Genomic DNA, 21,682 nt, shown 5'->3' with positions numbered 1-21,682 from the left:
CAAGGTTTTGCGAGGACGGCGCCTGGTGGGCGGATGCTCACCGGCGCTGTCCGCGCATGGCGCGCCGGCCGTGCGTCACGGCAATAACAGAAAGCGCCGGGATTGCAGCGATTGCCGGAATCTTCGCAAGCACGGCAAGCACGGCAAGCACGGCAATCGCCGCAATGACAGCCTATCAGGCGCTCCGCGGGGTCACCGCCGCGGCGTGCTGCACCTTGACACGCGGCATCATCAACGTGACCAACCCGCCGACGATCAACGCCCCCGCGATCAGCACCAGCCCGAAGGTCACGCTACGCGTCGCGTCCTTGACGATGCCGAGCACGTACGGGCTGACATAGCCGGCCAGATTCGCAATCGAGTTGATCACGGCGATGCCGGCCACGGCCGCGGTGCCTTGCAGGAACGTGGTGGACATCGACCAGAAGATGCCGAAGCCCGCCAGAATGCCGATATAGGCGATCGACAGACCGGTGACGGCGAGCGGAATCGAATTGGTCACCGAGGCGCTGCCGAGCAGGCCGGCCGCGCCGATGAAGCAGCACACGGCGTAGTGCCAGCGTCGTTCGCCCGTGATATCCGACGAGCGGCCGATCAGGATCATGCCGATGCCCGCCGCGAGATAAGGAATCGCGGTGACGAAGCCGTTCGTGACGAGGTTGGTCACGCCGAGGTCCTTGACGATCTGCGGCAACCAGAACGAGAAACCCGCATTGCCGGTGACGAGGCAAAAGTAGATCAGCGTCAGCAGCCAGAAGCGGCCCGAGCGCAAGGCAACGGCCAGGCTCTGTTCGGCGCCGGCTGCTGCGGCAGCGGTGTTTTCGCGCGAGAGACGGCCGAGAATCACGCGCTTTTCGTCGTCGGTGAGCCAGGCGGCTTCGGCGGGCGTGTTGCGCAGCACGGCAAGCGCCCAGAAGCCGGCGAGGATCGACGGAATGCCTTCGATCAGGAACATCCACTGCCAGCCGCGCAAGCCGTGCGCTTCATGCAGCGCCGACATCAAAAAGCCCGACAACGGTGCGCCGATGATGCCCGCCACGGGAATCGCCGCCATGAACACGGCGACCATCCGTGCGCGCCGATCGGACGGAAACCAGAAGGTCAGATACAACACCACGCCCGGCACCAGACCGGCCTCGGCGACGCCGAGAAAAAAGCGCAGCACGTAGAACATCGTTTCCGAGTGCACGAACATCATCAGACACGACAGCAGCCCCCACAGCATCGTGATGCGGGCGATGGTGGCGCGCGCGCCGAATTTCTTCAGCAGCAGATTGCTCGGCACTTCGAACACGAAATAGCCGAAGAAAAAGATCCCCGCGCCGAGTCCGTACGCCGCGTTCGAAAGGCCGAGGTCGCCGGTGAACTGCAGCTTCGCGTAGCCGATGTTGACGCGATCCAGGTACGACAACACGTAGACGAGAAACAGGAACGGCATGATGCGCCAGGTGATCTTGCGCAGGGCGGCGGCTTCGAGCCACGCGTCGGAAGACGCGTCGGCGTTGGCGGATAGCGGAGGGGAGCTCATGGGTGCCTCATTCGACGATAGGTAGCGCGTGCACGCGGTAGGCGTGGCGCAGCGTGCGGTTCAGGATGGGGTCATGCAGTTCGAGTTCCAGCGCGTCACCATCGGCCATCCCGACGATGCCGCCTTGCACGGCCAGCGTGCCGCAGAACATCGCGGCACCTTCTGCCACGGGCGCGCGTTCCAGCAGATCGGCGGCCGGCAGCAGTGAGGCAACGCTGCCTTGCTGATAGACGCGCCGCTCGCCGTTGTTTGTCACCGCGAAAGCGCGCAGTTCAAGCTGGTCCCAGTGGCCGGCCACGTCGTCGAAACGCCAGGCGTCGCGTGCGACCGGTTTTGGGCAGATCTGTTTCGATACGGTGACGCCGTAGGCCTCGACTTCGCGGTCGGTATGGTCGGAGCCGACGGTGACGAGCAAGCCTGCCTTCGAGCGCACCAGCACGCACTCGGCTTCACCGCTGGACTTCACGCCGACCACGTCGATCTGGCCAGCCTGCGTCAGCAACTCGGCGCCGAGGCGGTAGAAGCAGGGCGTGGTGGACGGCCGCTTCACGCCGAGTTCGGCCAGTTCGGCGATGTGATGCTCGATCGCCGCCTGATCGCGCCCGGCCCAGCCGGCGATCGTCAGACGATTCACTTCGACGATATCGGCGCGACTGTCGCCGGAACGATCTACCACATTGAAGGACACCTGCTGCATCACTCGACTCCCAAGGAAATATGCGGCAAATATTATTGTGATATTTCACTGGCGTCCAGTGTGTCAAAAAAGTTTCGGCTGGAGCGGCCTGCTTCGCGCCTTGTGGCCCGGCCAATCCCAAGCCCTTTCGACGTTTGCGCGATTCGGCGCGTCACCCGGGTGCGTTACACTGCGTTTTTGAGACATTACTTTTTGTAAGGGACGCATCTATGCATCATGGCATCGGCTTCATTCAGGATCTGGCGGTCGTGATGGCGCTCGCCGGCGTCGTCACCGTGCTGTTCCATCGCCTGAAACAGCCGGTGGTGCTGGGTTACATCGCTGCGGGCGTGATCATCGGACCGTACACGCCGCCGTTCCAGCTAATCCACGACGAACAGACCATCCAGACGCTCGGCGAACTCGGCGTGGTGTTCCTGATGTTTTCGCTCGGGCTCGAATTCAGCCTGCGCAAGCTCTTCAAGGTCGGCGCGACGGCGATCGTCGCAGCGCTTTCCGAAATCGTGCTGATGCTGTGGATTGGTTACGAGATCGGCAGTGCGTTTGGCTGGAGTTCGATGGACTCTTTGTTTCTCGGCGCGATTCTGGCGATCTCGTCGACCACCATCATCGTCAAGGCGCTTTCCGAATTGGGTCTGAAGCGCGAGAGCTTCGCGCAACTGGTGTTCGGAATTTTGATCGTCGAGGACATTCTCGCCATTGCGATGCTGGTGTTGCTTTCTGGCATTGCGCAGACGGGGCAGTTGAGCGCGGGTATCGCCGTTGTGACGCTCGGCAAGCTGCTGCTTTTCATGACGGTGTCGCTGGTGGTCGGCATTCTGGTTGTGCCGCGCGCGTTGAATTACGTAGCACGTGCGAAAAGCGACGAGATGCTGCTGGTGTCGGTGCTGGGCTTCTGTTTCGGCTTCTGTCTGCTGGTGGTGAAGCTCGATTACAGCATTGCGCTCGGCGCGTTCCTGATCGGCGCGATCATGGCCGAATCGCGTCATCTGCATCGGATCGAGCACCTGATCGCGCCGCTGCGCGACGCCTTCTCCGCGATCTTCTTCGTCACTATCGGCCTGATGCTGAACCCGGCCGTGCTGGTCGACTACGCATGGCCGATCGCGGTAATTACGGTGGCCGTGATCATCGGGAAGATCGTTTCGTGCGGGCTGGGTACCTTTCTCGCCGGCAAGGATGGGCGCACGGCGATGCGAGTCGGCATGACCGTCTCGCAGATCGGTGAGTTCTCGTTCATCATCGCGTCGCTCGGTTTGACCTTGAAGGTCACGAGCGCGTTTCTGTATCCGATCGCGGTCGCTGTCTCCGCCTTGACCACGCTTTTCACGCCTTATCTGATTCGCGCCGCCGATCCGCTGACACAACGCCTCGGCCACGCGATGCCGCGCACGCTGGCCAACGTGTTCAGCATGTACGGGCAGTGGCTGCGTAGTTTGAACACCGGAACTGGCGAGCCGACGCTGTTCAGCATGACGCGGCGGATCATTTTGCAGATCGCTGTCAATCTTGCCCTGGTCGCGGCGATCTTCCTGATCGTCTCGTATAGCGCGCCTTACACCAGCACTTTGCTCGCACACTGGATGAATTCCGAGCCGATGCAGCGCGTGGTGCTGTGGAGCATCGCGCTGGTGCTGTCGATGCCGTTCCTCGTAGCGGTTTATCGCAAGACCAAGTCGCTCGCGCTGCTGCTCGCCGAGGTGAGTGTGCAGCCGGCGACGGCCGGGCGCTTCACCAGCGCGATTCGTTATGCGATCTCCGACCTGGTGCCGGTGGTCTCGATGGTCGGCGTGTTTTTGCTGGTCGCGGCGCTTTCCAGCAGCATTTTGCCGCCGACGGGGCTCCTGACCGTGGTGCTGGTTTGCGCCGCGTTGCTGCTCGCGCTGGTCTGGCGCTGGTGCGTGAAAATCCACGCGGCGATGCAGATCGCCTTACGCGAAACTTTCGAGGAACAGCCGGATCCATAAGTTAAATGGCCCTGCGCCTTGACCCGCAACAATGTGAGCAATTGTGTGCGGGTTTGCGGGGCTTGCCGCGCTAGCGGATAATCAGGGCATATTCATTCGTTCGCGTGGAAGGCGCCTGTCTGACAGTTATGAGCGAAAACAAACCTGAAAACGCCGGTCGGCCCGGCAGCCCATCGTCGCCTTCGGCGACGCCAACGTCTTCAACGCCCTCAACGACGTCAAGCGCAACGCCTGGCGCGTCGAAGCCCGACATCACGCCGCCTGAGCCAGCGGCCTCGCTGCCGCAGTCCCACGAAGATTCCGTCCAGTCCCCGATCAAGGAGACGGCGACGCCGGCTGCGGCTTCGACAGCCTCGCCGGCTGCCGAGGAGGCTGCCGTGAGGTCGTCGACCGACAACCCAGAGAGCGCGTCTACCGTCACTCCCGCCGATCCGCAAACGGCGCGTCAACGCGATGCGGCCGAAGCACGCAGTTCGGCGGCTGCGTCGACCGCGCAGCAGGAGGCCGCAGTCCGCGAGCACGCGGCACGCAAGGCGGGATCTGCCGGCAAGAGTCCAGCTTCACGTCCGGCTACGCTCGAAAGCAGCGAACCGCTTGCCGGCGAATTGAGCACATCGGCTGACGAAGCGGCGCTAACGGAACAAGCGGAAAAGCCGGCAGAAGCGGCCGCAGCAGCTCGCCCGGCCGGCTCGCCGCCGCCGGGTTTTGGCGCCGCGCCGGACTTCACTGCATCGAACCCGCCGCCGCCGAATGCGCTGCCGCCGTCGCCGCCGCGCTATCTGAAACAAAGCGATTCGGCATGGACCGTGTTCGGCCGCATCATCGCGGCGCGCGCGCGTCAGCTGTTCGATCGCGCCGGCCAGCGGATCACGCAGCGCACATTGCGCATCGGCGTGTCGGCGCGCATCTTCCATCCGGAGCCGGGCGCGAAGGGGCTACGGGGCAAGACGCTGCAATACCTCGAGGAATCGATTGCGCACTGGGTGATGTCGCGCGACGTGCTGGTATTCATGATTCCGACCGTCGGCCATCAGGGCATGCTGCACCCGAGCAATATCCGTTTGCGCGATTACGCGAAGCATCTCGACGGTCTGCTGCTGCAGGGCGGCGCGGACGTCTCGCCGCAGTCGTACGCGGAACAGGCGACGAGTCCAGAGTGGCCGGGCGACCGCGTGCGCGACATGTACGAACTTGAACTGCTGCATGAGTTCATCGAATCGGGCAAACCGGTGCTCGGCGTGTGCCGTGGTTGCCAACTGATCAACGTGGCGTTCGGCGGCACCTTGTACCAGGACATCGCCACCGACGTGCCGACTGCCGGTGCGCACGTCAACGAGAACTACGATCAGCATCGGCACAGCATTCATTTCCCGGACGGTTCGACGCTGGCCAATATGTTCCCGGGCCGTCGCGAAGCGATCGTCAACTCGATTCATCATCAGGCGGTCAAGACGCTCGGCCGCGATCTGAATATCGAGGCGGTGTCGGCGTCGGACGGCATCATTGAGGCCGTCCGCTATCGGCGTGCGCCGTTCGTGGTGGGGGTGCAGTGGCATCCGGAGTTTCATCGCGCGGGGGGGCCGGAGTTGCTTGATTGCACACCGTTGCTCGACACCTTCCTGCGGGTGGCGCGCGAAACGCGGTTCTGAGGCCGCGCAAGTCGCCCGGGCATTCGCCGGGCGATATTTTCCATGTACCTGACGCAGTCCCCACGTCATTGAGCTGCAGCGAGATGGCTAACGGGGCAGGTTGAGCGATCTATCTATCTGCCTATCTCCATTTTGCCGCTCTACCTGATGTTGGATTCTCGTGAACGCCATGCAGATTGGGAAACGTCCGCATGAGTCAAATTGTTGCGTTTTTGTCTTATCTGAAATCTTTTATTCGCGACTGGTGCGTCCGTCTGGCCAAATCATTCGTTATCGATTTATCTCGATTTAAAGTCCGTCAGTGCGACACCTGAATGCTTCGCTTAACGGCTAATCCGCGCGATAATCTGCGGCTGTTTTGGATTTGCATGGAGCATGCACGTATGAAGTACCCCTTAATTGTACGGCGCGCCATGCTGCTCGCGGCCTCGTGTGCGCTGTTGCAGCATGGTGGTTTCGTGCTGGCAGCACAAGGCGACGAGGCCGCACCGCTGGTCGGCACGCGGCCGGCCCTGAACACCCTAACGCCGCAACCGGTCGCCGCCGCGCTGCGCAGTGCGGCATCAAGCACGCCGGTTACCACCGGCGACGCGCAAGGTAACGTCGCCGAACTGATGCAGATGATTCACGACGCAAAGCTGAGCGAATTGCGCACTACGTATAACGGCAGTTACGGTGCGAGTCTGTTCTTTTATCCGCAGGAGATGACGTACTACGTCGCGCTCTTTCAGGACAAGCATTTCTGGCGCGTGATCAAGTCGGAGGACGTAGGCCGGGCTGAAGCGGTCTATGCCGGCTTTGTCCAGCAGACTGCGCAACTGGCGGACGTCGAGATTCGCCGCACGCAGTTGCAGGCGCAGAAGGCGTATATCGAAGACATCATCGCGTTGTCGGAAGATCGCGCGAAGCGGTTGCAGGCCGATCTCGACGTTGCGCGTACGCAGCAGGCCAAGGTCAACGATTACCAGCGGCAGACGCAAGGCGAGGCGGTAGCGCTGCACGCGGAGAAGGAAAAGGCGCAGGCACAGTTGCGTCAGGTGCAGGGCGAAGTGATGCAGTTGCAGCGGCAAACCGAGTTCGGATTGCCAACGCAGAAGTAAGTGTATGAGCGCAAAAAAGCCCGGCCATTTATGGCCGGGCTTTTTTGCGCCCCGAGTTTTTCGCCCTGATTTGCGAAAACGAGGTGCTTACTTCGCGAACTGATTGGGAACGTCGGTCACGCGACGTTGCGACATGTGATCGATCCATTCTGTGCCGCCGCTTCCAGGCAGATTAAGCGACGAAGCGGGGCGCGATGGCTGCGCAATATTGCGCAGGTGTGTGCCGGCAGACATGGTCGTCGACGCGTATTCGTCGGTGCCGAGCTGCAATGACGCGCGTGGCGAATAAGACCCCGCCGACGATGGTTTCGGTGACGTTTGCTGTGCCTCGTGGTTCATTGGCGACATGTGTGGCAACCGCGTCGCGATGACGGTCTGCGAACGGCGGCCACTTTTTTTGTGCAGGCTCGCGGCGTCTTTGCGTTGCTTGTCCCGACGGCGCGATACGTTCTTGCCGGCTGTAGTGAGCGCTGACGTTGCCTTGACAGGTGCGGCGATTTCCGTGGCGGCACTCGCCGTGAAATCGTGTAACGGAACCGCGGCAAGCGCGTTCGGGGAAATCTCAGACGATGCGGGTACAGATTTGCGTGCGAATCCAGACGCGCCTGCCACGTGCACCGACGACGACGCGGCGCTCGGCGCCACCCCTGCTGCCAGACTGTTAGCGGTTGCGTGCGGATGAACAGCGGCATCAGGCGAGAGGCGATCCGCCAACTGCGCCTCCTGGCGAAGCGGGATCTTGCCCGCTGGTTTGACATCGGTAATCGTGTGACGCTGCGCCAGATGACCAAGCGCAATCCAGGCAAGCAGCGCGGCGCCGCCGAGTGCACAGGCGCCGCCCGCCAGCGCGCCCCAATGCATCGAGCCGCCGCGCGGCGATGCCGGCGCGGCCGGGATGCTCACCGGCGAGAAACGCGCGGTTTCGGCGGACGCTTGCAAAGGTTCGTCGACCGGTGCGTCGAACGTGGTTGGCGAGGTGGCAGGCGGGATGAAACCCGAGGACGCAGCCGGCGGCTTGCTCGACGATTCCCACTGGCACAGCGCGCGGATGGCTTCCTCATCCAGACAGAAGGTACGCAACACGGCCGCATAGAGCGCCTTGAGTTCCGCCCGCAAACTAGGCCGAGGCGGCAGCAGCGCCCAATCGCGGCCGAATGGCGCGGGCAGCAGACGATGGCGCGGCGACAGGCTCGGCAGTGCCATGGCGCCTTCGATCAGGGTGAGGGGAATCGTGGTCGACATCGGGTTCTTCGCAGCGCCTCGTAAAGGTGCCGCGGACTGGCGGCTCAGGGGGCTCTGGCTTCTGAGCGATGCGCATGAAACGCGGGACACAACGCCATGTGAAAACGGCTTACTCAGGTCGAGCACGCCGCCGCATGAGCGGTCACTGTGAAGCCATCGGGGGTGCGGAAGATGATGCCTGGATGTGGCTGAACTAACGATCGGATTGTTCCGAAAAACAGGCGCCGTTCGGTCCTGAGCCGGATCCGCTTTGGACGGCGATCAAACCGGGCACGCCTGTTTCATCGATCCAGCCGGTACACATAACGCAATGCAGTAATATCCACGCCGCCCATATGATCCGGTTCGGCGCCGACGAACTGCCAGCCCTGCTTTTCATAAAAACCGATCGCCGGTGTGTTGCCTTCGAGCACGTAGAGATACAGCTGCGTCTCTCCTTGGGCGCGAGCCCAGTCTTCGGCTGCCCGCATCAACAGCTTGCCTGCGCCAATGCCCTGGTGCGCGGGCAGCGCATGCAGGTTGTCGAGCAGCACACCCCATGCGGACTCCGGTTGCCGTTCGACGCAGACGAAACCGACGGGCTCGCCCGCGAGTTCGGCGATCAGAATGATGCGGCGCTCGCCACCCGGTGCGCGCAGGCGCGCTTCCCAATAGGCGGCGCGCTCCCGCGTCACTTCGCCGTCGAGGAACGCGTCGGGCAACAGGCCACGATAGGTGGCCTGCCAGCTGGTGCTATGGATCGAGGCGATCAGCGCTGCGTCCGCGAGGGCCGCAGGGCGCAGCGAAAGTACGCGGGAGGTTTGCATCGGGATGGTGTTCAACGGGAATTGCCTGTCTGCAAAAAAGTTTACCGCAAGGGTGCGCGGGCGTTGTCTGTAATGAAACTGTATGGAATGCACGACAGTGCCGTGAACGGTAACATTACGTGTTGTGGCTTACGGGTGTTTCACAACGTTTACCCTGATACCGCATGAATGTGTTCAGCATGAAAATGCAGCGCCCCCGGCGCGTTCCAAATTAAGCTGCCTGTGGCATCCGCTTGCCAAACACAGTGGATCGTTTCAACTGCCTGAGCGCCGCCTGTCTACGTGGCGACGGGCTTACAGAGAATGTCATGTCTACTGCGTCACACGCCACTTCCTCATCCCAGGAATCCAAGGTCAAGACAGTTTTTCGCGTCGTCAGCGGCAACTTTCTTGAGATGTACGACTTCATGGTCTACGGCTATTACGCGTCCGCGATTGCCAAGACCTATTTCCCAAGTGGCAACGAATTTGCGTCGCTGATGCTGTCTCTGTCGGTATTCGGCGCGGGCTTCCTGATGCGGCCGCTTGGCGCAATCGTGCTGGGTGCCTACATCGACCATCACGGCCGGCGCAAAGGCCTGATCCTCACCCTCGGCCTGATGGCGCTCGGCACGCTCACGGTCGCCGCGATTCCAGGCTACGCGACCATCGGTGTGCTTGCCCCGGCGCTCGTGCTGTTCGGCCGGCTGCTGCAAGGCTTCTCCGCAGGGGTCGAACTGGGCGGCGTGTCGGTCTATCTGTCGGAGATCGCCACCAAGGGCAACAAGGGCTTCTATTGCGCGTGGCAGTCGGGCAGCCAGCAGGTTGCGGTGGTGTTCGCCGCGCTGATCGGCGTGTTCCTGAACAAGGTGTTGCCGGCTGACCAGATGACGGCCTGGGGTTGGCGCGTGCCGTTCCTGATCGGCTGCCTGATCGTCCCGTTCCTGTTCATGATCCGCCGGTCGTTGCAGGAAACCGAAGAATTCAAGGCGCGCAAGCATCGTCCGAGCATGGGCGAGATCATGAAGACGATGGCCGCGAACTGGGGCATCGTGCTGGGCGGTATGGGCATGGTCATCATGACCACTGTGTCGTTCTACATGATCACGGCCTACACGCCGACCTTCGGCAAGGAAGTACTGAAGCTGTCGTCGATCGATACGCTCGTCGTCACCGTCTGTATCGGTTTGTCGAACCTGGTCTGGCTGCCGCTCGCGGGCGCGTTGTCGGATCGCATCGGTCGTCGTCCGGTGCTGCTGGTCTTTACGATCCTGACGATCATCACCGCGTACCCGGCGCTGCAATGGCTGGTCGCCGAGCCGTCGTTCATTCGCCTTCTGGCGGTCGAACTGTGGTTGTCATTCCTGTACGGCAGCTACAACGGTGCGATGGTGGTGGCGCTGACCGAAGTGATGCCGGTCGAAGTGCGGACCGCGGGTTTCTCGCTGGCCTACAGCCTTGCTACGACGATCGGCGGCTTCACGCCGGCCATCTCGACGCTGCTGATTCACACCACGGGCAACAAGGCCGCGCCTGGCCTGTTCCTGGGCGTGGCGGCGATCTGCGGGTTGATCGCGACGCTGGTGTTGTATCGCACGCCGGAGGCGCGCGATCAGTATCGAACGGCTTAAGGGTAAAGTTAAGGTTCACCGTTCATCCGGATAAACCATCCGGGCAAATGAAAACCCCGCGTTCTCACGAGCGTGGGGTTTTTTGTTGGGTGTTGCATCGGCAACGGATTTCGCTGGGTCTGGCCCAGTTAGCCGCGGCGCAATTCGTTCGCCACCGCCTCCACCACATCGCCCCACGCGCCGGGTTGCGGCTGGCGCAGCAAGGTTACGCCCGGATACCACGGACTGCGCGTCTCACCGACAAACCAGCGCCAATCCGCGGCGAACGGCAGCATCAACCACAGCGGTTTTTTCAGTGCGCCGGCGAGGTGGGCGATCGACGTGTCGATCGACACAACCGCGTCGAGCCGCTCGATGATCGCTGCGGTATCCGCAAAATCGCCGATCCGCTTACCCATGCGATGAATCGACGCCGCGCGCGGATGCGCGTCGAGCGCCGCGTGTTCCTCGGCGCTCAGTTCAGGCTGCAACACGATCCAGTCGATCCCTTCAAGTGCGAACAGCGGAGCGAGCGCAGCGAGCGGCATCGAACGGGTTTCGTTCTGCTGGATACGTCCTGACCACGCAATGCCGATCTTGCGCTTCGCGTGACCGCCGAGCGAACCGCGCCATTTGCGGCCGTAAGCCGGCGGCGCGCTGAGGTAGGGCGTGCGGGCGGGAATCGTGTCGTAGGTTGTGCCGAGCGCGAGCGGCAAGCTTAGCAGCGGGCATTGCAGATCCGCCGCCGGACGCGGGGCGCCCTGGGCGATCAGCGTCACGCGCCAGGCCTGCGCGGCCGGTGCAAGCAGCGGCAGCAGTTGCGGCTGCACTTCAAGTACCACGCGCGCCGCACGCTGCGCGGCCAGTGGCACGAAGCGCACGAATTGCAACGTGTCGCCGAAACCCTGCTCGGCATGGACGAGCAGGGTGCGTTGTTCGATGGGTTCGCCGTGCCAGCGCGGCAATGTCTGGATGACCGGCTGCGCGGTGATCTGCATCCGCCATTCGTATTCCGGCAGCCCACGCGCGAAATCGCGCAACGCAAGCCATGCAAGCGCGCGGTTCAAATGCGCGGACGCGAGATCGGGGCGCAAGCGCAACGCCTGATCGAATGCCCGCACAGCGGCGGCGTGCGCGTTCAGTGCCTGGTGTGCCGTGCCGAGACTCAGCCAGGCGAGCGCGAATTGCGGATCGAGGCCGACCGCGCGCTCGAGATACGGCAGCGCTTGCGCATGGCGTCCCATCGCCGCGAGCGCGTTGCCGAGCCCAAAAATGGTTGGCGGCAGGTTCGGCTGCAAGGCAAACGCAGCCTGGAACGAGGCGACCGCTTCTTCGTGATGGCCAGTGGCGTCGAGCGTGTTGGCGAGGTTGAAGTGCGCGGCGACGAAACGTGGTTCAGCTGCCAGCGCCGCCTGAAAGCACGGGATCGCCTCGTCCGCGCGGTCAAGCGCGTTCAGCGACATGCCCATGTTGTTGAGCGCGCCCGCATGCCCGGGGCGCAATTCGAGTGCGCGCTGGAACGACGCGATCGCATCTGTATGACGGCCGAGCGCGTGCAATGCGTTGCCGAGATTGTTGTGCGACGAGGCGTCGTTCGGTTGCAGGCGCAACGATCTCTCGAAGGCGTCGGCGGCGTCTTCGTGGCGGCCCACCGACGCGTACGCATTGCCCAGGTTGTAGTGCGCCATCGGGAAGGACGGCGCAAGCGTAAGCGCATTGCGGAACTGTTCGATGGCGTCGTCGATCTTGCCCAGTGCCTTCAGCGCGTTGCCGAGGTTCAGTTGCAGGGCGGCGTCTTCCGGGCGCAGGTTCACCGCGCGCCGCACAAGTTCGGCGGCTTCGGCGTGCTGGCCCTGCTGGTGGCGCAGGACGCCCAGCAGGTGCAACGCATCGACGTGCACGGGATTGCCGTCGAGCGTCGCGCGGTAGCCGCGTTCGGCGTCGTCGAGGCGGCCGTCACGATGCGCCGCGAAAGCGCGGTCAAATACTTGTTGCATGACGGAGGGAAGGCATTTCGGGTGGGGCGGACGCCGCATTTTCCCACACTCGCCGGGTCGTCCTCAGATTTGACCTGTTGTTTCGATATCTATAACATGTGAATATCTGTTCACATGTATGCCAATGATACCGCTTGCCATGGATTCCACGCCATCGCCTGTCAGTTTTGAGGACCGCCCGGTGGAGACGATCGTCCCGCTGGCCGACCTGTTTCGCCTGCTCGGCGATCCGACGCGCTTGCGCATCGTGCTCGCGTGCGTCGACGAGCGGCACGCGGTCGGCGCGATTGCCCAGGGGCTGGGCTTGTCGTCGTCACTGGTGAGCCACCATCTGCGGCTGTTGCGCGCGGCGCGGATCGTGCGCGCGGAGCGGCAAGGCAAGCAGGTGTTCTATCTTGCCGCCGACCGCCACATCAGCGCGATGCTGGCTGGCATGCTCGAGCATGTGGCCGAGCCGGCCGGCGAATTTCCTCTGGACCCGTCATGAAGAAACCCACCATGCCAAACCGGCCCGCCGAAGAACGCGAGGACGACCACGCGCCAGTCTGGCTCGATGGGGAATTCGCCGGGATCGATGGCGAAGATGCGCAGGTCGAAGGGAGCGCGCGCGGGGCTGACGGTCAAGACGGGCATCGCCACGAGGTAGCTCGTCCCGATTCTGGTGATGCGTATGAGAGCGGTGCGCAGGACCATGGCGCGGGCGGGCGCGGTTCACACGAGGGCGATGCGGGCCATGGTCACGACCATGACCACGATCACGACCACGATCGCCACGACGACCACGACCACGACCACGACCACGACCACGACCACGAAAGCCACAACGCCGATAGCCGCACCGGCCACACCCACAGCACCCATAGCCACGCCGGCCACGCCGGCCATCACCACGCGCACGCACCCGCTGCAGGCCACGGCCGCGCTTTCGCACTCGCCGTCGCACTGAACGCAGCGATCGTGCTGGTTCAAGCCGTCTACGGCGTGATCGCGCATTCCACCGCGCTGCTCGCCGACGCGGGCCACAATCTCTCCGACGTGCTCGGCTTGCTGCTCGCCTGGGGCGCAACCTGGCTCGCCACGCGCCGTCCGTCGGCACGCTATACATTCGGTTACGGCAGTTCGTCGATCCTGGCGTCGCTTGCCAACGCGGGGCTGTTGCTCTTCGCGTGCGGCGTGATCGTCGCCGAGGCAATCGGACGTTTGATGAACCCGGCGCCGGTCGCGGGACTCGTGGTGTTCGTCGTCGCGACGGTCGGCGTGGTCGTGAACGGTTTCTCGGCGTGGCTCTTCATGCGCGGCCAGAAGGAAGACCTGAACATACGCGGCGCATTCCTGCATATGGCCGCGGACGCCGGTATTTCGGCCGCGGTCGCGATCAGCGGCCTCGTGATTCTCTATACCAACTGGACGTGGCTCGACCCGGTAATGAGCCTGCTCGTGGTCGCGGTGGTGGTGGTTGGCACGTGGGGCCTGCTGCGCGATTCGGTGCGCATGGCGCTCGACGCCGTGCCGCCTGGCGTCGACCTGCAGCATATCCGCAACTATCTCGCCGGACAGCCCGGCGTCACCGACGTGCACGACCTGCACGTCTGGGCATTGTCGACCACCGGCAATGCGCTCAGCGCGCATCTGGTGATGCCGGCAGGCCATCCTGGCGACGAGTCGATCGACAGCATCGTCATCACACTGCGCGAACGTTTTTCGATGCAGCACGCCACGCTGCAAGTCGACCTTGGCACCACGGTGCATCAATGCGCGATGGATCATCTGCACGATTGATGCGGCGCACCGTTGAGCGGACTATCGGCAGCGTACACTAGAACGTACTGTGGTCTCCGGAGTTCCGCATGGACGCTGCCGCACACGATGCGTCGCCGGTGCTGATCGTTGGGGCGGGTCCGACCGGACTCGCCGCGGCAATGAGTCTGGCGCGTGCCCACATCCCCGTGCGTCTGATCGACAAAGCGCTGCAACCGAACCCGTATTCGCGGGCCATCGGCATTCAGGCACGCACACTCGAACTGTTTGAACAGCACCGGCTGATCGAGCCGTTTCTCGAACTCGGTCATCGCGCGCGCATCGCCAATCTTTTTTCCAATGGCATGCGTCTCGCGCGCCTCGATTTCGATCCGCTGCATACGCGCTATCCGTATCTGCTGTTTCTCGATCAATCCGTGACCGAACGTTTGCTGACGGAGCATCTCGCGACGCTCGGCGTGACGGTCGAACGCGGTGTTGAACTGGCGATGTTCTCGCAAGGCTCCGCGAGCATTCAGGCAACGTTGCGTCGCGCGGATGGCCATATCGAGACGCTGCGCCCGTCGTACATGATTGCCGCCGACGGTGCCCATAGCACGATCCGTCACCGGCTCGGCCTGAGCTTTGTGGGCAACACCTTCGAGCAGACGTTCCTGCTTGCCGATCTGCATGCCGAAACCGATTGGCCCGAAGACGAATTCCATATCTTTGCTTCAGGCGAGGGTCTCGTCGCGCTGTTTCCGATGGGCCATGGCCGTCATCGTCTGATCGCGGATCATCCAGTTGCACCGACCACGGTTCCGGAGGCGGCCACGCCGGCCGTGCTCGGTGAGCCGTCGCTCAACCAGGTTTCGCCGCCGTCGCTGGCTGAATGCAAGGCGCTGATTGCACAGCGCGTGCGGGAACGCGTTGAGGTATCGGACCTGGCATGGTCGTCGTATTTTCATCTGAACAGCAGAATGGTGGAGAGGCTGCGCGTCGGCCGCATCTTCCTCGCGGGCGATGCCGCTCACGTCCACAGTCCTGCCGGCGCGCAAGGGATGAACACGGGAATTCAGGAAGCATTCAATCTCGGCTGGAAGCTCGCCCGCGTTTTGAACGGCGCCGCGCCTGACCGCCTGCTCGATACGTACCATCAGGAACGGCATCCGATCGAGCGCGACGTATTGCGGCAAACCGGTTTCATCACGCACATGGCCGAGGCCAATCATGGGCCGCTGAAGCTGCTGCGCGAGCGCGTGATGCCGGTGCTGGCCGCGCTCGGTCCATTGCGCGATGCGGCGCGTATGACTATCAGCGAGTTGTCGATCCAGTATCGACGCAGTCCGCTGACGCTCGAGCGCGTTCTCGACGGCGGCCCGCGTGCCGGCGAGCGGGCGCCGGATGCGCTGGTGCATGTGGTGGATGGGCCGCTCGGCCGCGCGCCGGGCGTCGGTTGTATTTTCGACCTGCACGATCCGGCGTTCTTTTCGTTGTTCCTGCTAGTCCAGCCGCTGCCCGCCGACGAAACGCCGCTCGATCCTGCCGCGAAGCACGCGCTGCCCCCGGACCCGGAACTGGAGCGCCTGGCTGCGGAAGTCGAGAAGTTGCTGCCGGGCGCGGTGCGCGTCTGGCGCGTGACCGATACGAGCGGCGAGGGTGCCCCGGCGCTGTCCGAATCGTACGGACGCACACGGCCGTCGTTCTATCTGGTGCGGCCGGACGGCTACATCAGCGCGCGCGGGCGCACGGGGTCCGATCTGCATGGCTTGCTGCGGCATTGCGAAGCGTGGTTCGCGGTGGGTGGGGTGATACCGGAGCAGGCGGCGCTGTGAGGTGAGTCTGAGAAATTGTGTGTAGCGTGGCCTGTCCGGGCGCCCGCGAGTTTGCCGATGGGAATGGCCGGCTGGTGAACCCGTGAGGCGACCGTGCGAGGCGGTCCGCGATATGAGCCGCCTCTTGCATGTCCGGCGCAGGAAGAACCGCACCCTCTACGCTGTAGAAAGCGCAGCCGGCGTCAGCCCGTCACGATGCTTGACGAGCGCTTCCTTGACGATGCCCGACATTTCGATGCCGCTCGCATCCGGCTCATCGAGCGCCGCCAGCAAAGCGCGCCGCATACGCGGCTCCCAGAAGCGGCGGATATGATCGGCGATGCCGGCGAGCGCTTCTTCGCGGTCCGGCATCGAATCGAAAAAGTCGCCGATCCGGTTCGCCATGTCGATCAGATTCTGATTGTCCATGGTTCGCCTCACTTACCCGAGGTTGCGCTGGCCAGCTCGCGCTGCTTCAGCAGATCGAGTTGCTCCGTGTTGAAACGCGAATAGTCCTGCTGCCATTGCGACGGTTGTTCGACCGGCATCACCTGCACCGCGGTCACCTTGTACTCAGGACAGTTGGTAGCCCAGTCCGAGCTATCGGTGGTGATCACGTTCGCGCCCGATTCGGGGAAGTGGAATGTCGTATAGACGACGCCCGGTTGCATCCGCTCGGTCACTTTCGCCCGCAACACGGTTTGTCCCGCGCGCGATTCGATGCCGACCCAATCATCGGTCTTGATGCCGCGTTCTTCCGCATCATGCGGATGCAGTTCCAGCCGGTCTTCATCATGCCAGCGCGAATTCTCGGTGCGGCGCGTTTGCGCGCCGACGTTGTATTGCGACAGAATGCGGCCAGTCGTGAGCAGGAGCGGGAATTTGCGCGTGACTTTTTCAGGCGTCGCGATGAACTTTGTAATCACGAATTTGCCCTTGCCGCGCACGAAGGTGTCGATGTGCATGGTCGGCGTGCCGTCGGGCGCGTTCTCGTTGCAAGGCCACTGGATGCTGCCGAGCTCGTCGATCTTCTTATACGAAACGCCGTGAAAAGTCGGCGTGAGGCGCGCGATCTCGTCCATGATCTGCGACGGATGCGTGTAGTCCATCTCATAGCCAAGCGCGCGAGAGAGCAGGATCGTGGCTTCCCAGTCGGCATAGCCGGCGAGCGGGGGCATCACTTTGCGCACGCGCGAGATGCGGCGCTCGGCGTTCGTGAAGGTGCCGTCCTTTTCGAGGAACGTTGAGCCCGGCAACAACACGTGTGCGTACTTTGCCGTCTCGTTCAGGAAAATGTCCTGTACGACGATACATTCCATCGCCGACAGCGCCGCCGCCACATGGTGCGTGTTGGGATCGGACTGCACGATGTCTTCACCCTGGCAGTAAAGGCCCATGAAGGTGCCGTGTACAGCGGCGTCGAACATGTTCGGAATGCGCAGCCCCGGCTCGGGCTGCAACGTGACGTTCCATGCTTCTTCAAACAACGCGCGCGTGATCGAATCGCTGATATGACGATAGCCCGGCAGCTCGTGCGGGAATGAACCCATGTCGCACGAACCCTGCACGTTGTTCTGACCGCGCAGCGGGTTCACGCCGACCCCTTCGCGGCCGATGTTGCCGGTCGCCATCGCCAGATTCGCGATGCCCATCACCATTGTCGAACCTTGTGCGTGTTCGGTGACGCCGAGGCCGTAGTAGATCGCGGCGTTGCCGCCGGTGGCATAGATGCGGGCGGCTTCGCGGATGGACACGGCGGGTACGCCGGTGAGTTCCTCGGTCGCTTCCGGCGCATTCTCGGGCAGGGCGACGAACGCACGCCATTGTTCGAACGCGCGCGTTTCGCAGCGCTCGGCGATGAACGCTTCGTTCAGCAGCCCTTCGGTCACGATCACGTGCGCGAGCGCATTGACCACCGCGACGTTGGTGCCCGGACGCAATTGCAAATGATGCGACGCCTTCACGTGCGGCGTATCGACGATATCGATGCGGCGCGGATCGACGACGATCAGCTTCGCCCCTTCGCGGATACGGCGTTTCATGCGTGAGCCGAACACCGGGTGGCCATCGGTCGGATTCGCGCCGATCACCATGATCACGTCGGCCTTATCGACCGATGCGAAGGTCTGCGTGCCGGCCGATTCGCCGAGTGTGGTCTTCAGGCCATAGCCGGTCGGCGAGTGGCACACGCGCGCGCAGGTGTCGACATTGTTGTTGCCGAACGCGGCACGCACGAGCTTCTGTACGAGATACGTTTCTTCGTTCGTGCAGCGCGACGACGTAATGCCGCCGATCGAATCGCGGCCGTGCTTCGCCTGAATGCGGCGGAATTCCGACGCCGCGTAACTGATTGCTTCTTCCCAGCTGACTTCGCGCCACGGATCGGTAATTTTCGCGCGGATCATCGGCTTGGTGATGCGGTCCTTGTGTGTCGCGTAGCCCCAGGCGAAGCGGCCCTTCACGCACGCGTGGCCCTCGTTGGCCTGGCCGTTCTTGTGCGGCACCATTCGCACGACCTGATTGCCCTTCATCTCGGCCTTGAACGAGCAGCCCACGCCGCAATAGGCGCACGTGGTCACGACCGAATGCTCGGCCTGGCCGAGCATGACGACGGTCTTCTCCTGCAAGGTTGCGGTCGGGCAGGCGGCGACGCACGCGCCGCACGACACGCATTCCGATTCCATGAACGGCTGGTTTTCGCTCGCGGCGACGCGCGATTCGAAACCGCGTCCGGTGATCGTCAGCGCAAACGTGCCCTGGGTTTCTTCGCATGCGCGCACGCAGCGATTGCAGACGATGCACTTCGACGGGTCGTACGTGAAGTACGGATTCGATTCATCCTTCTTGTCTTTCAGGTGGTTTGCACCGTCGAATCCGTAGCGCACTTCGCGCAGGCCAGTGACGCCCGCCATGTCCTGCAATTCGCAGTCGCCGTTGGCGGGGCAGGTCAGACAGTCGAGCGGGTGATCGGAGATGTACAGCTCCATCACGTTACGGCGCAGCGATTGCAGACGATCCGTTTGCGTGCGGACTTTCATGCCGGCTTCGACGGGCGTCGTGCACGAGGCGGGGTAGCCCCGCTTGCCTTCGATCTCGACCAGGCACAAGCGGCATGAGCCGAACGGTTCGAGCGAATCGGTCGCGCAGAGCTTCGGCACATTGACGCCGGCTTCGGCAGCGGCGCGCATCACGGAAGTGCCGGCCGGAACCGTCACCGCCTGGCCGTCGATTTCCAGCGTAACGTCGACGTCGGCATGGCGCAGCGGCGTGCCGTAGTCGGTATCGTCAAAGGGTGAGCGTGCGGCGCGTTGTTGCGCTTGCGATTTGCACGCGCAGTTGCCGGAGCCGCAGCCACCGGCAGGGGAGTTGAGCATGTCGGACATGTGAGGCTCCTGGGTCAGGCCGCTGCCGCTTTGGGCGCGTGGTCGTGCACGTTAGCGAGACCGAAGTCTTCGGGAAAATGGTCGAGCGCGGACAGCACCGGGAACGGTGTCATGCCGCCCATCGCGCAGAGCGAGCCGGACACCATCGTGTCGCACAGATCGCGCAGCAACTGCACTTGCCGCGTGGACGTGTCGCCGTTGCGGATCCGTCCGATCACTTCGACGCCGCGCGTCGAGCCGATCCGGCATGGCGTGCATTTGCCGCACGATTCGAGCGCGCAGAAGTGCATCGCGTACTGCGCGAGTTCGGCGAGATTCGAGGTGTCGTCATGCACGACGATGCCGCCGTGGCCCACCACCGCGCCGACGGCTGCGTACGCTTCGTAGTCCATCGGGATGTCCCACTGGCTTTCCGGCAGATAGGTGCCGAGCGGGCCGCCGACCTGCACTGCGCGCGCCGGGCGTCCGCTTGCCGTACCGCCGCCGTAGTCGTAAAGCAGTTCACGCAACGTGACGCCGAATGCCAGCTCGACCAGGCCGCCTTGCTTCACATTGCCGGCGAGCTGGAACGGCAGCGTGCCGCGCGAACGGCCCATGCCGAAGTCTTTGTAGAAAGCAGCACCGCGCGCGAAGATGATGGGCACCGTGGCGAGCGTGATGACGTTGTTGATCACAGTCGGCTGACCGTGGAGGCCGACTAGCGCCGGCACGGGCGGCTTTGCACGCACGATGCCGCGTTTGCCTTCGAGCGATTCGAGCAGCGCGGTTTCCTCGCCGCAGACATAAGCGCCTGCGCCTTTCGCCACGAACAGGTCGAAGCGATGCGCCGCCGAGCCGAGCACGCTGTCGCCGAGCCAACCGGCGGCGCGTGCTTTGGCGATCGCGGCTTCGAGCGTCGCGATCGAGTGTGGATATTCGCTGCGCACGTAGATATAGCCGACCGTCGCGCCGGTCACGATGCCCGCGATGATCATCCCTTCGATCAGCACGTACGGGTCGCTTTCCATCACGAGGCGGTCGGAGAAGGTGCCGGAGTCGCCTTCGTCCGCATTGCAGACGATGTACTTCTGCGCTGCTTTGGCGCCGCGTACCGTGCGCCATTTGATGCCGGCGGGGAAGGCTGCACCACCGCGGCCGCGCAGGCCGGATTCGATCAGCGCTTCACAGGCAGCGTCGCCGTCTGTTTGCAACGCCTGCTTGAGACCGTCGAGACCGCCGTGGGCAATGTAATCGTCGATGGAAAGCGGATCGGTAATGCCGATGCGTGCGAAGGTCAGGCGCTGCTGCTTCTTCAGATACGGTATTTCATCGACCACACCGACACGGTGCGCGTGCTCACCGCCTGCGATAAAGCCGGCGTCGAACAGCGCCGCAACGTCGCTCTCTTCGACGTTCGCATAGCCGATGCGGCCTTCGGCCGTTGCTACTTCGACGAGCGGTTCTAGCCAAAGCAAACCGCGTGAACCGTTGCGGACCAGTTCGATTTCAATGCCGCGGCGTGCAGCCTCAGCTTCGATCGCTTGAGCCAGTGCATTCGCGCCAAGCGCCAATGCTGACGAATCGCAGGGAACGTAGATGCGCGTCATGCCGCGACCTCCACGCATTTGCGGGCTGCCGCGAACAACGCGTCGAACTTTTGCGGCGTGACTTTGGCGTGCAAGGTGCCGTTGACCATCATCGCCGGTGACAGGGCGCATTGGCCGAGGCAATACACCGATTCCAGTTCGACCGTCGCGCCGTGCCGATGCTCCGCATCGAAACGGCAGCCGGTGTGCGTCTCGATATGCTGCGCGAGCGTCTCGGTGCCCATGCTCCGGCATGCCTCGGCGCGGCACAGTTGCACCGTGACAGGCGCCGCGGGCTGCGTGCGGAAGTGGTGGTAATAGGTGATGACGCCGTGCACTTCCGCGCGCGACAGGTTCATGGCACGCGCGAGAGGCGCAACCGTCTCAGGCGGCACATAGCCGAGCTCGTCCTGAATGGCATGCAGTACCGCTAGCAGCGACATGCCCGGTTGCGCGTGACGCTGCACGAGCTGATCCGGTGCGATGGCGATGAAATCGTCCAAGTGGGGCTCCTCCAAAGTCATATATGCACTTGTTATTCATAATGCGTGCACCTATGCTTCGTATATTCGATATGGGATAGCCGAACAATAGGCGGGTGATACGCC

General features: G+C 63.2%; 16 protein-coding genes. 7 read left to right on the top strand and 9 right to left on the bottom strand.

Annotated features, from left to right (window positions below):
- Positions 1 to 175: 175 nt before the first annotated feature.
- Together PQQ52_RS01885 and PQQ52_RS01880 are read right to left on the bottom strand one after the other, a co-directional pair.
- Positions 176 to 1,528, bottom strand: a complete 1,353-nt coding sequence (locus tag PQQ52_RS01885) for an MFS transporter (RefSeq protein WP_408206309.1) — start codon at positions 1,526 to 1,528, stop codon at positions 176 to 178.
- A 7-nt stretch (positions 1,529 to 1,535) separates the two neighbouring features.
- On the bottom strand, positions 1,536 to 2,225 hold the full coding sequence (locus tag PQQ52_RS01880; RefSeq protein WP_408206307.1) for a DUF2848 domain-containing protein: 690 nt from the start codon (positions 2,223 to 2,225) through the stop codon (positions 1,536 to 1,538).
- Between the two features lie 209 nt (positions 2,226 to 2,434).
- Here PQQ52_RS01880 and PQQ52_RS01875 point away from each other — a divergent pair, with 209 nt between their 5' ends.
- The 3 genes from PQQ52_RS01875 (at position 2,435) to PQQ52_RS01865 (ending at position 6,941) form a co-directional block, all read left to right on the top strand.
- Positions 2,435 to 4,192 (top strand): cation:proton antiporter, encoded by a 1,758-nt coding sequence (locus tag PQQ52_RS01875; protein ID WP_408206305.1) that lies wholly within the window; start codon positions 2,435 to 2,437, stop codon positions 4,190 to 4,192.
- Positions 4,193 to 4,320: 128 nt separating this feature from the next.
- On the top strand, positions 4,321 to 5,841 hold the full coding sequence (locus tag PQQ52_RS01870; RefSeq protein WP_408206303.1) for a gamma-glutamyl-gamma-aminobutyrate hydrolase family protein: 1,521 nt from the start codon (positions 4,321 to 4,323) through the stop codon (positions 5,839 to 5,841).
- Positions 5,842 to 6,224: 383 nt separating this feature from the next.
- On the top strand, positions 6,225 to 6,941 hold the full coding sequence (locus tag PQQ52_RS01865; protein ID WP_408206301.1) for a DUF2968 domain-containing protein: 717 nt from the start codon (positions 6,225 to 6,227) through the stop codon (positions 6,939 to 6,941).
- Between the two features lie 87 nt (positions 6,942 to 7,028).
- Here the strand turns inward: PQQ52_RS01865 and PQQ52_RS01860 are convergent, their stop codons facing one another.
- Both PQQ52_RS01860 and PQQ52_RS01855 read right to left on the bottom strand, forming a co-directional pair.
- Positions 7,029 to 8,183 carry a hypothetical protein gene (locus PQQ52_RS01860; RefSeq protein WP_408206299.1) on the bottom strand — a complete coding sequence of 385 codons (1,155 nt, stop codon included), beginning with the start codon at positions 8,181 to 8,183 and terminating at the stop codon, positions 7,029 to 7,031.
- 281 nt (positions 8,184 to 8,464) lie between these two features.
- A complete protein-coding gene (locus tag PQQ52_RS01855; protein WP_408206782.1) occupies positions 8,465 to 8,989 on the bottom strand; it encodes a GNAT family N-acetyltransferase in 525 nt (174 codons plus the stop codon).
- Positions 8,990 to 9,297: 308 nt separating this feature from the next.
- On the opposite strand from PQQ52_RS01855, the gene PQQ52_RS01850 reads away from it, so the two are divergent.
- Positions 9,298 to 10,599: an MFS transporter gene (locus PQQ52_RS01850; protein WP_408206297.1), complete on the top strand. Its 1,302-nt coding sequence runs from the start codon at positions 9,298 to 9,300 to the stop codon at positions 10,597 to 10,599.
- 128 nt (positions 10,600 to 10,727) lie between these two features.
- On the opposite strand, the gene PQQ52_RS01845 is transcribed toward PQQ52_RS01850, so the two are convergent.
- Complete coding sequence (locus PQQ52_RS01845) at positions 10,728 to 12,575, bottom strand: tetratricopeptide repeat protein (RefSeq protein ID WP_408206295.1); 1,848 nt, start codon at positions 12,573 to 12,575, stop codon at positions 10,728 to 10,730.
- Positions 12,576 to 12,714: 139 nt separating this feature from the next.
- Here PQQ52_RS01845 and PQQ52_RS01840 point away from each other — a divergent pair, with 139 nt between their 5' ends.
- The 3 genes from PQQ52_RS01840 (at position 12,715) to PQQ52_RS01830 (ending at position 16,147) form a co-directional block, all read left to right on the top strand.
- On the top strand, positions 12,715 to 13,062 hold the full coding sequence (locus PQQ52_RS01840) for an ArsR/SmtB family transcription factor (protein WP_408206293.1): 348 nt from the start codon (positions 12,715 to 12,717) through the stop codon (positions 13,060 to 13,062).
- Positions 13,059 to 14,354: a cation diffusion facilitator family transporter gene (locus PQQ52_RS01835; protein WP_408206291.1), complete on the top strand. Its 1,296-nt coding sequence runs from the start codon at positions 13,059 to 13,061 to the stop codon at positions 14,352 to 14,354. Before PQQ52_RS01840 ends, PQQ52_RS01835 begins: the two co-directional genes overlap by 4 nt.
- Positions 14,355 to 14,422: 68 nt before the next feature.
- A complete protein-coding gene (locus PQQ52_RS01830; protein WP_408206289.1) occupies positions 14,423 to 16,147 on the top strand; it encodes an FAD-dependent monooxygenase in 1,725 nt (574 codons plus the stop codon).
- 156 nt (positions 16,148 to 16,303) lie between these two features.
- Here the strand turns inward: PQQ52_RS01830 and PQQ52_RS01825 are convergent, their stop codons facing one another.
- Genes PQQ52_RS01825 through PQQ52_RS01810 form a run of 4 tightly spaced genes read right to left on the bottom strand, consistent with a single transcriptional unit; the run spans position 16,304 to position 21,577 of the window.
- On the bottom strand, positions 16,304 to 16,555 hold the full coding sequence (locus PQQ52_RS01825) for a formate dehydrogenase subunit delta (RefSeq protein WP_408206287.1): 252 nt from the start codon (positions 16,553 to 16,555) through the stop codon (positions 16,304 to 16,306).
- Between the two features lie 8 nt (positions 16,556 to 16,563).
- Positions 16,564 to 19,509: a formate dehydrogenase subunit alpha gene (fdhF, locus tag PQQ52_RS01820; RefSeq protein WP_408206285.1), complete on the bottom strand. Its 2,946-nt coding sequence runs from the start codon at positions 19,507 to 19,509 to the stop codon at positions 16,564 to 16,566.
- Between the two features lie 14 nt (positions 19,510 to 19,523).
- Positions 19,524 to 21,095, bottom strand: coding sequence for a formate dehydrogenase beta subunit (locus PQQ52_RS01815; RefSeq protein WP_408206283.1), 1,572 nt, complete (start codon positions 21,093 to 21,095; stop codon positions 19,524 to 19,526).
- Positions 21,092 to 21,577 carry an NAD(P)H-dependent oxidoreductase subunit E gene (locus tag PQQ52_RS01810; RefSeq protein ID WP_408206281.1) on the bottom strand — a complete coding sequence of 162 codons (486 nt, stop codon included), beginning with the start codon at positions 21,575 to 21,577 and terminating at the stop codon, positions 21,092 to 21,094. Before PQQ52_RS01810 ends, PQQ52_RS01815 begins: the two co-directional genes overlap by 4 nt.
- Positions 21,578 to 21,682 lie beyond the last annotated feature (105 nt).

The organism is Paraburkholderia sediminicola (assembly GCF_046030555.1).
GTDB classification, from domain to species: Bacteria; Pseudomonadota; Gammaproteobacteria; order Burkholderiales; family Burkholderiaceae; genus Paraburkholderia; species Paraburkholderia sediminicola_E.
This window is presented reverse-complemented; position numbering and strand designations above follow the sequence as displayed.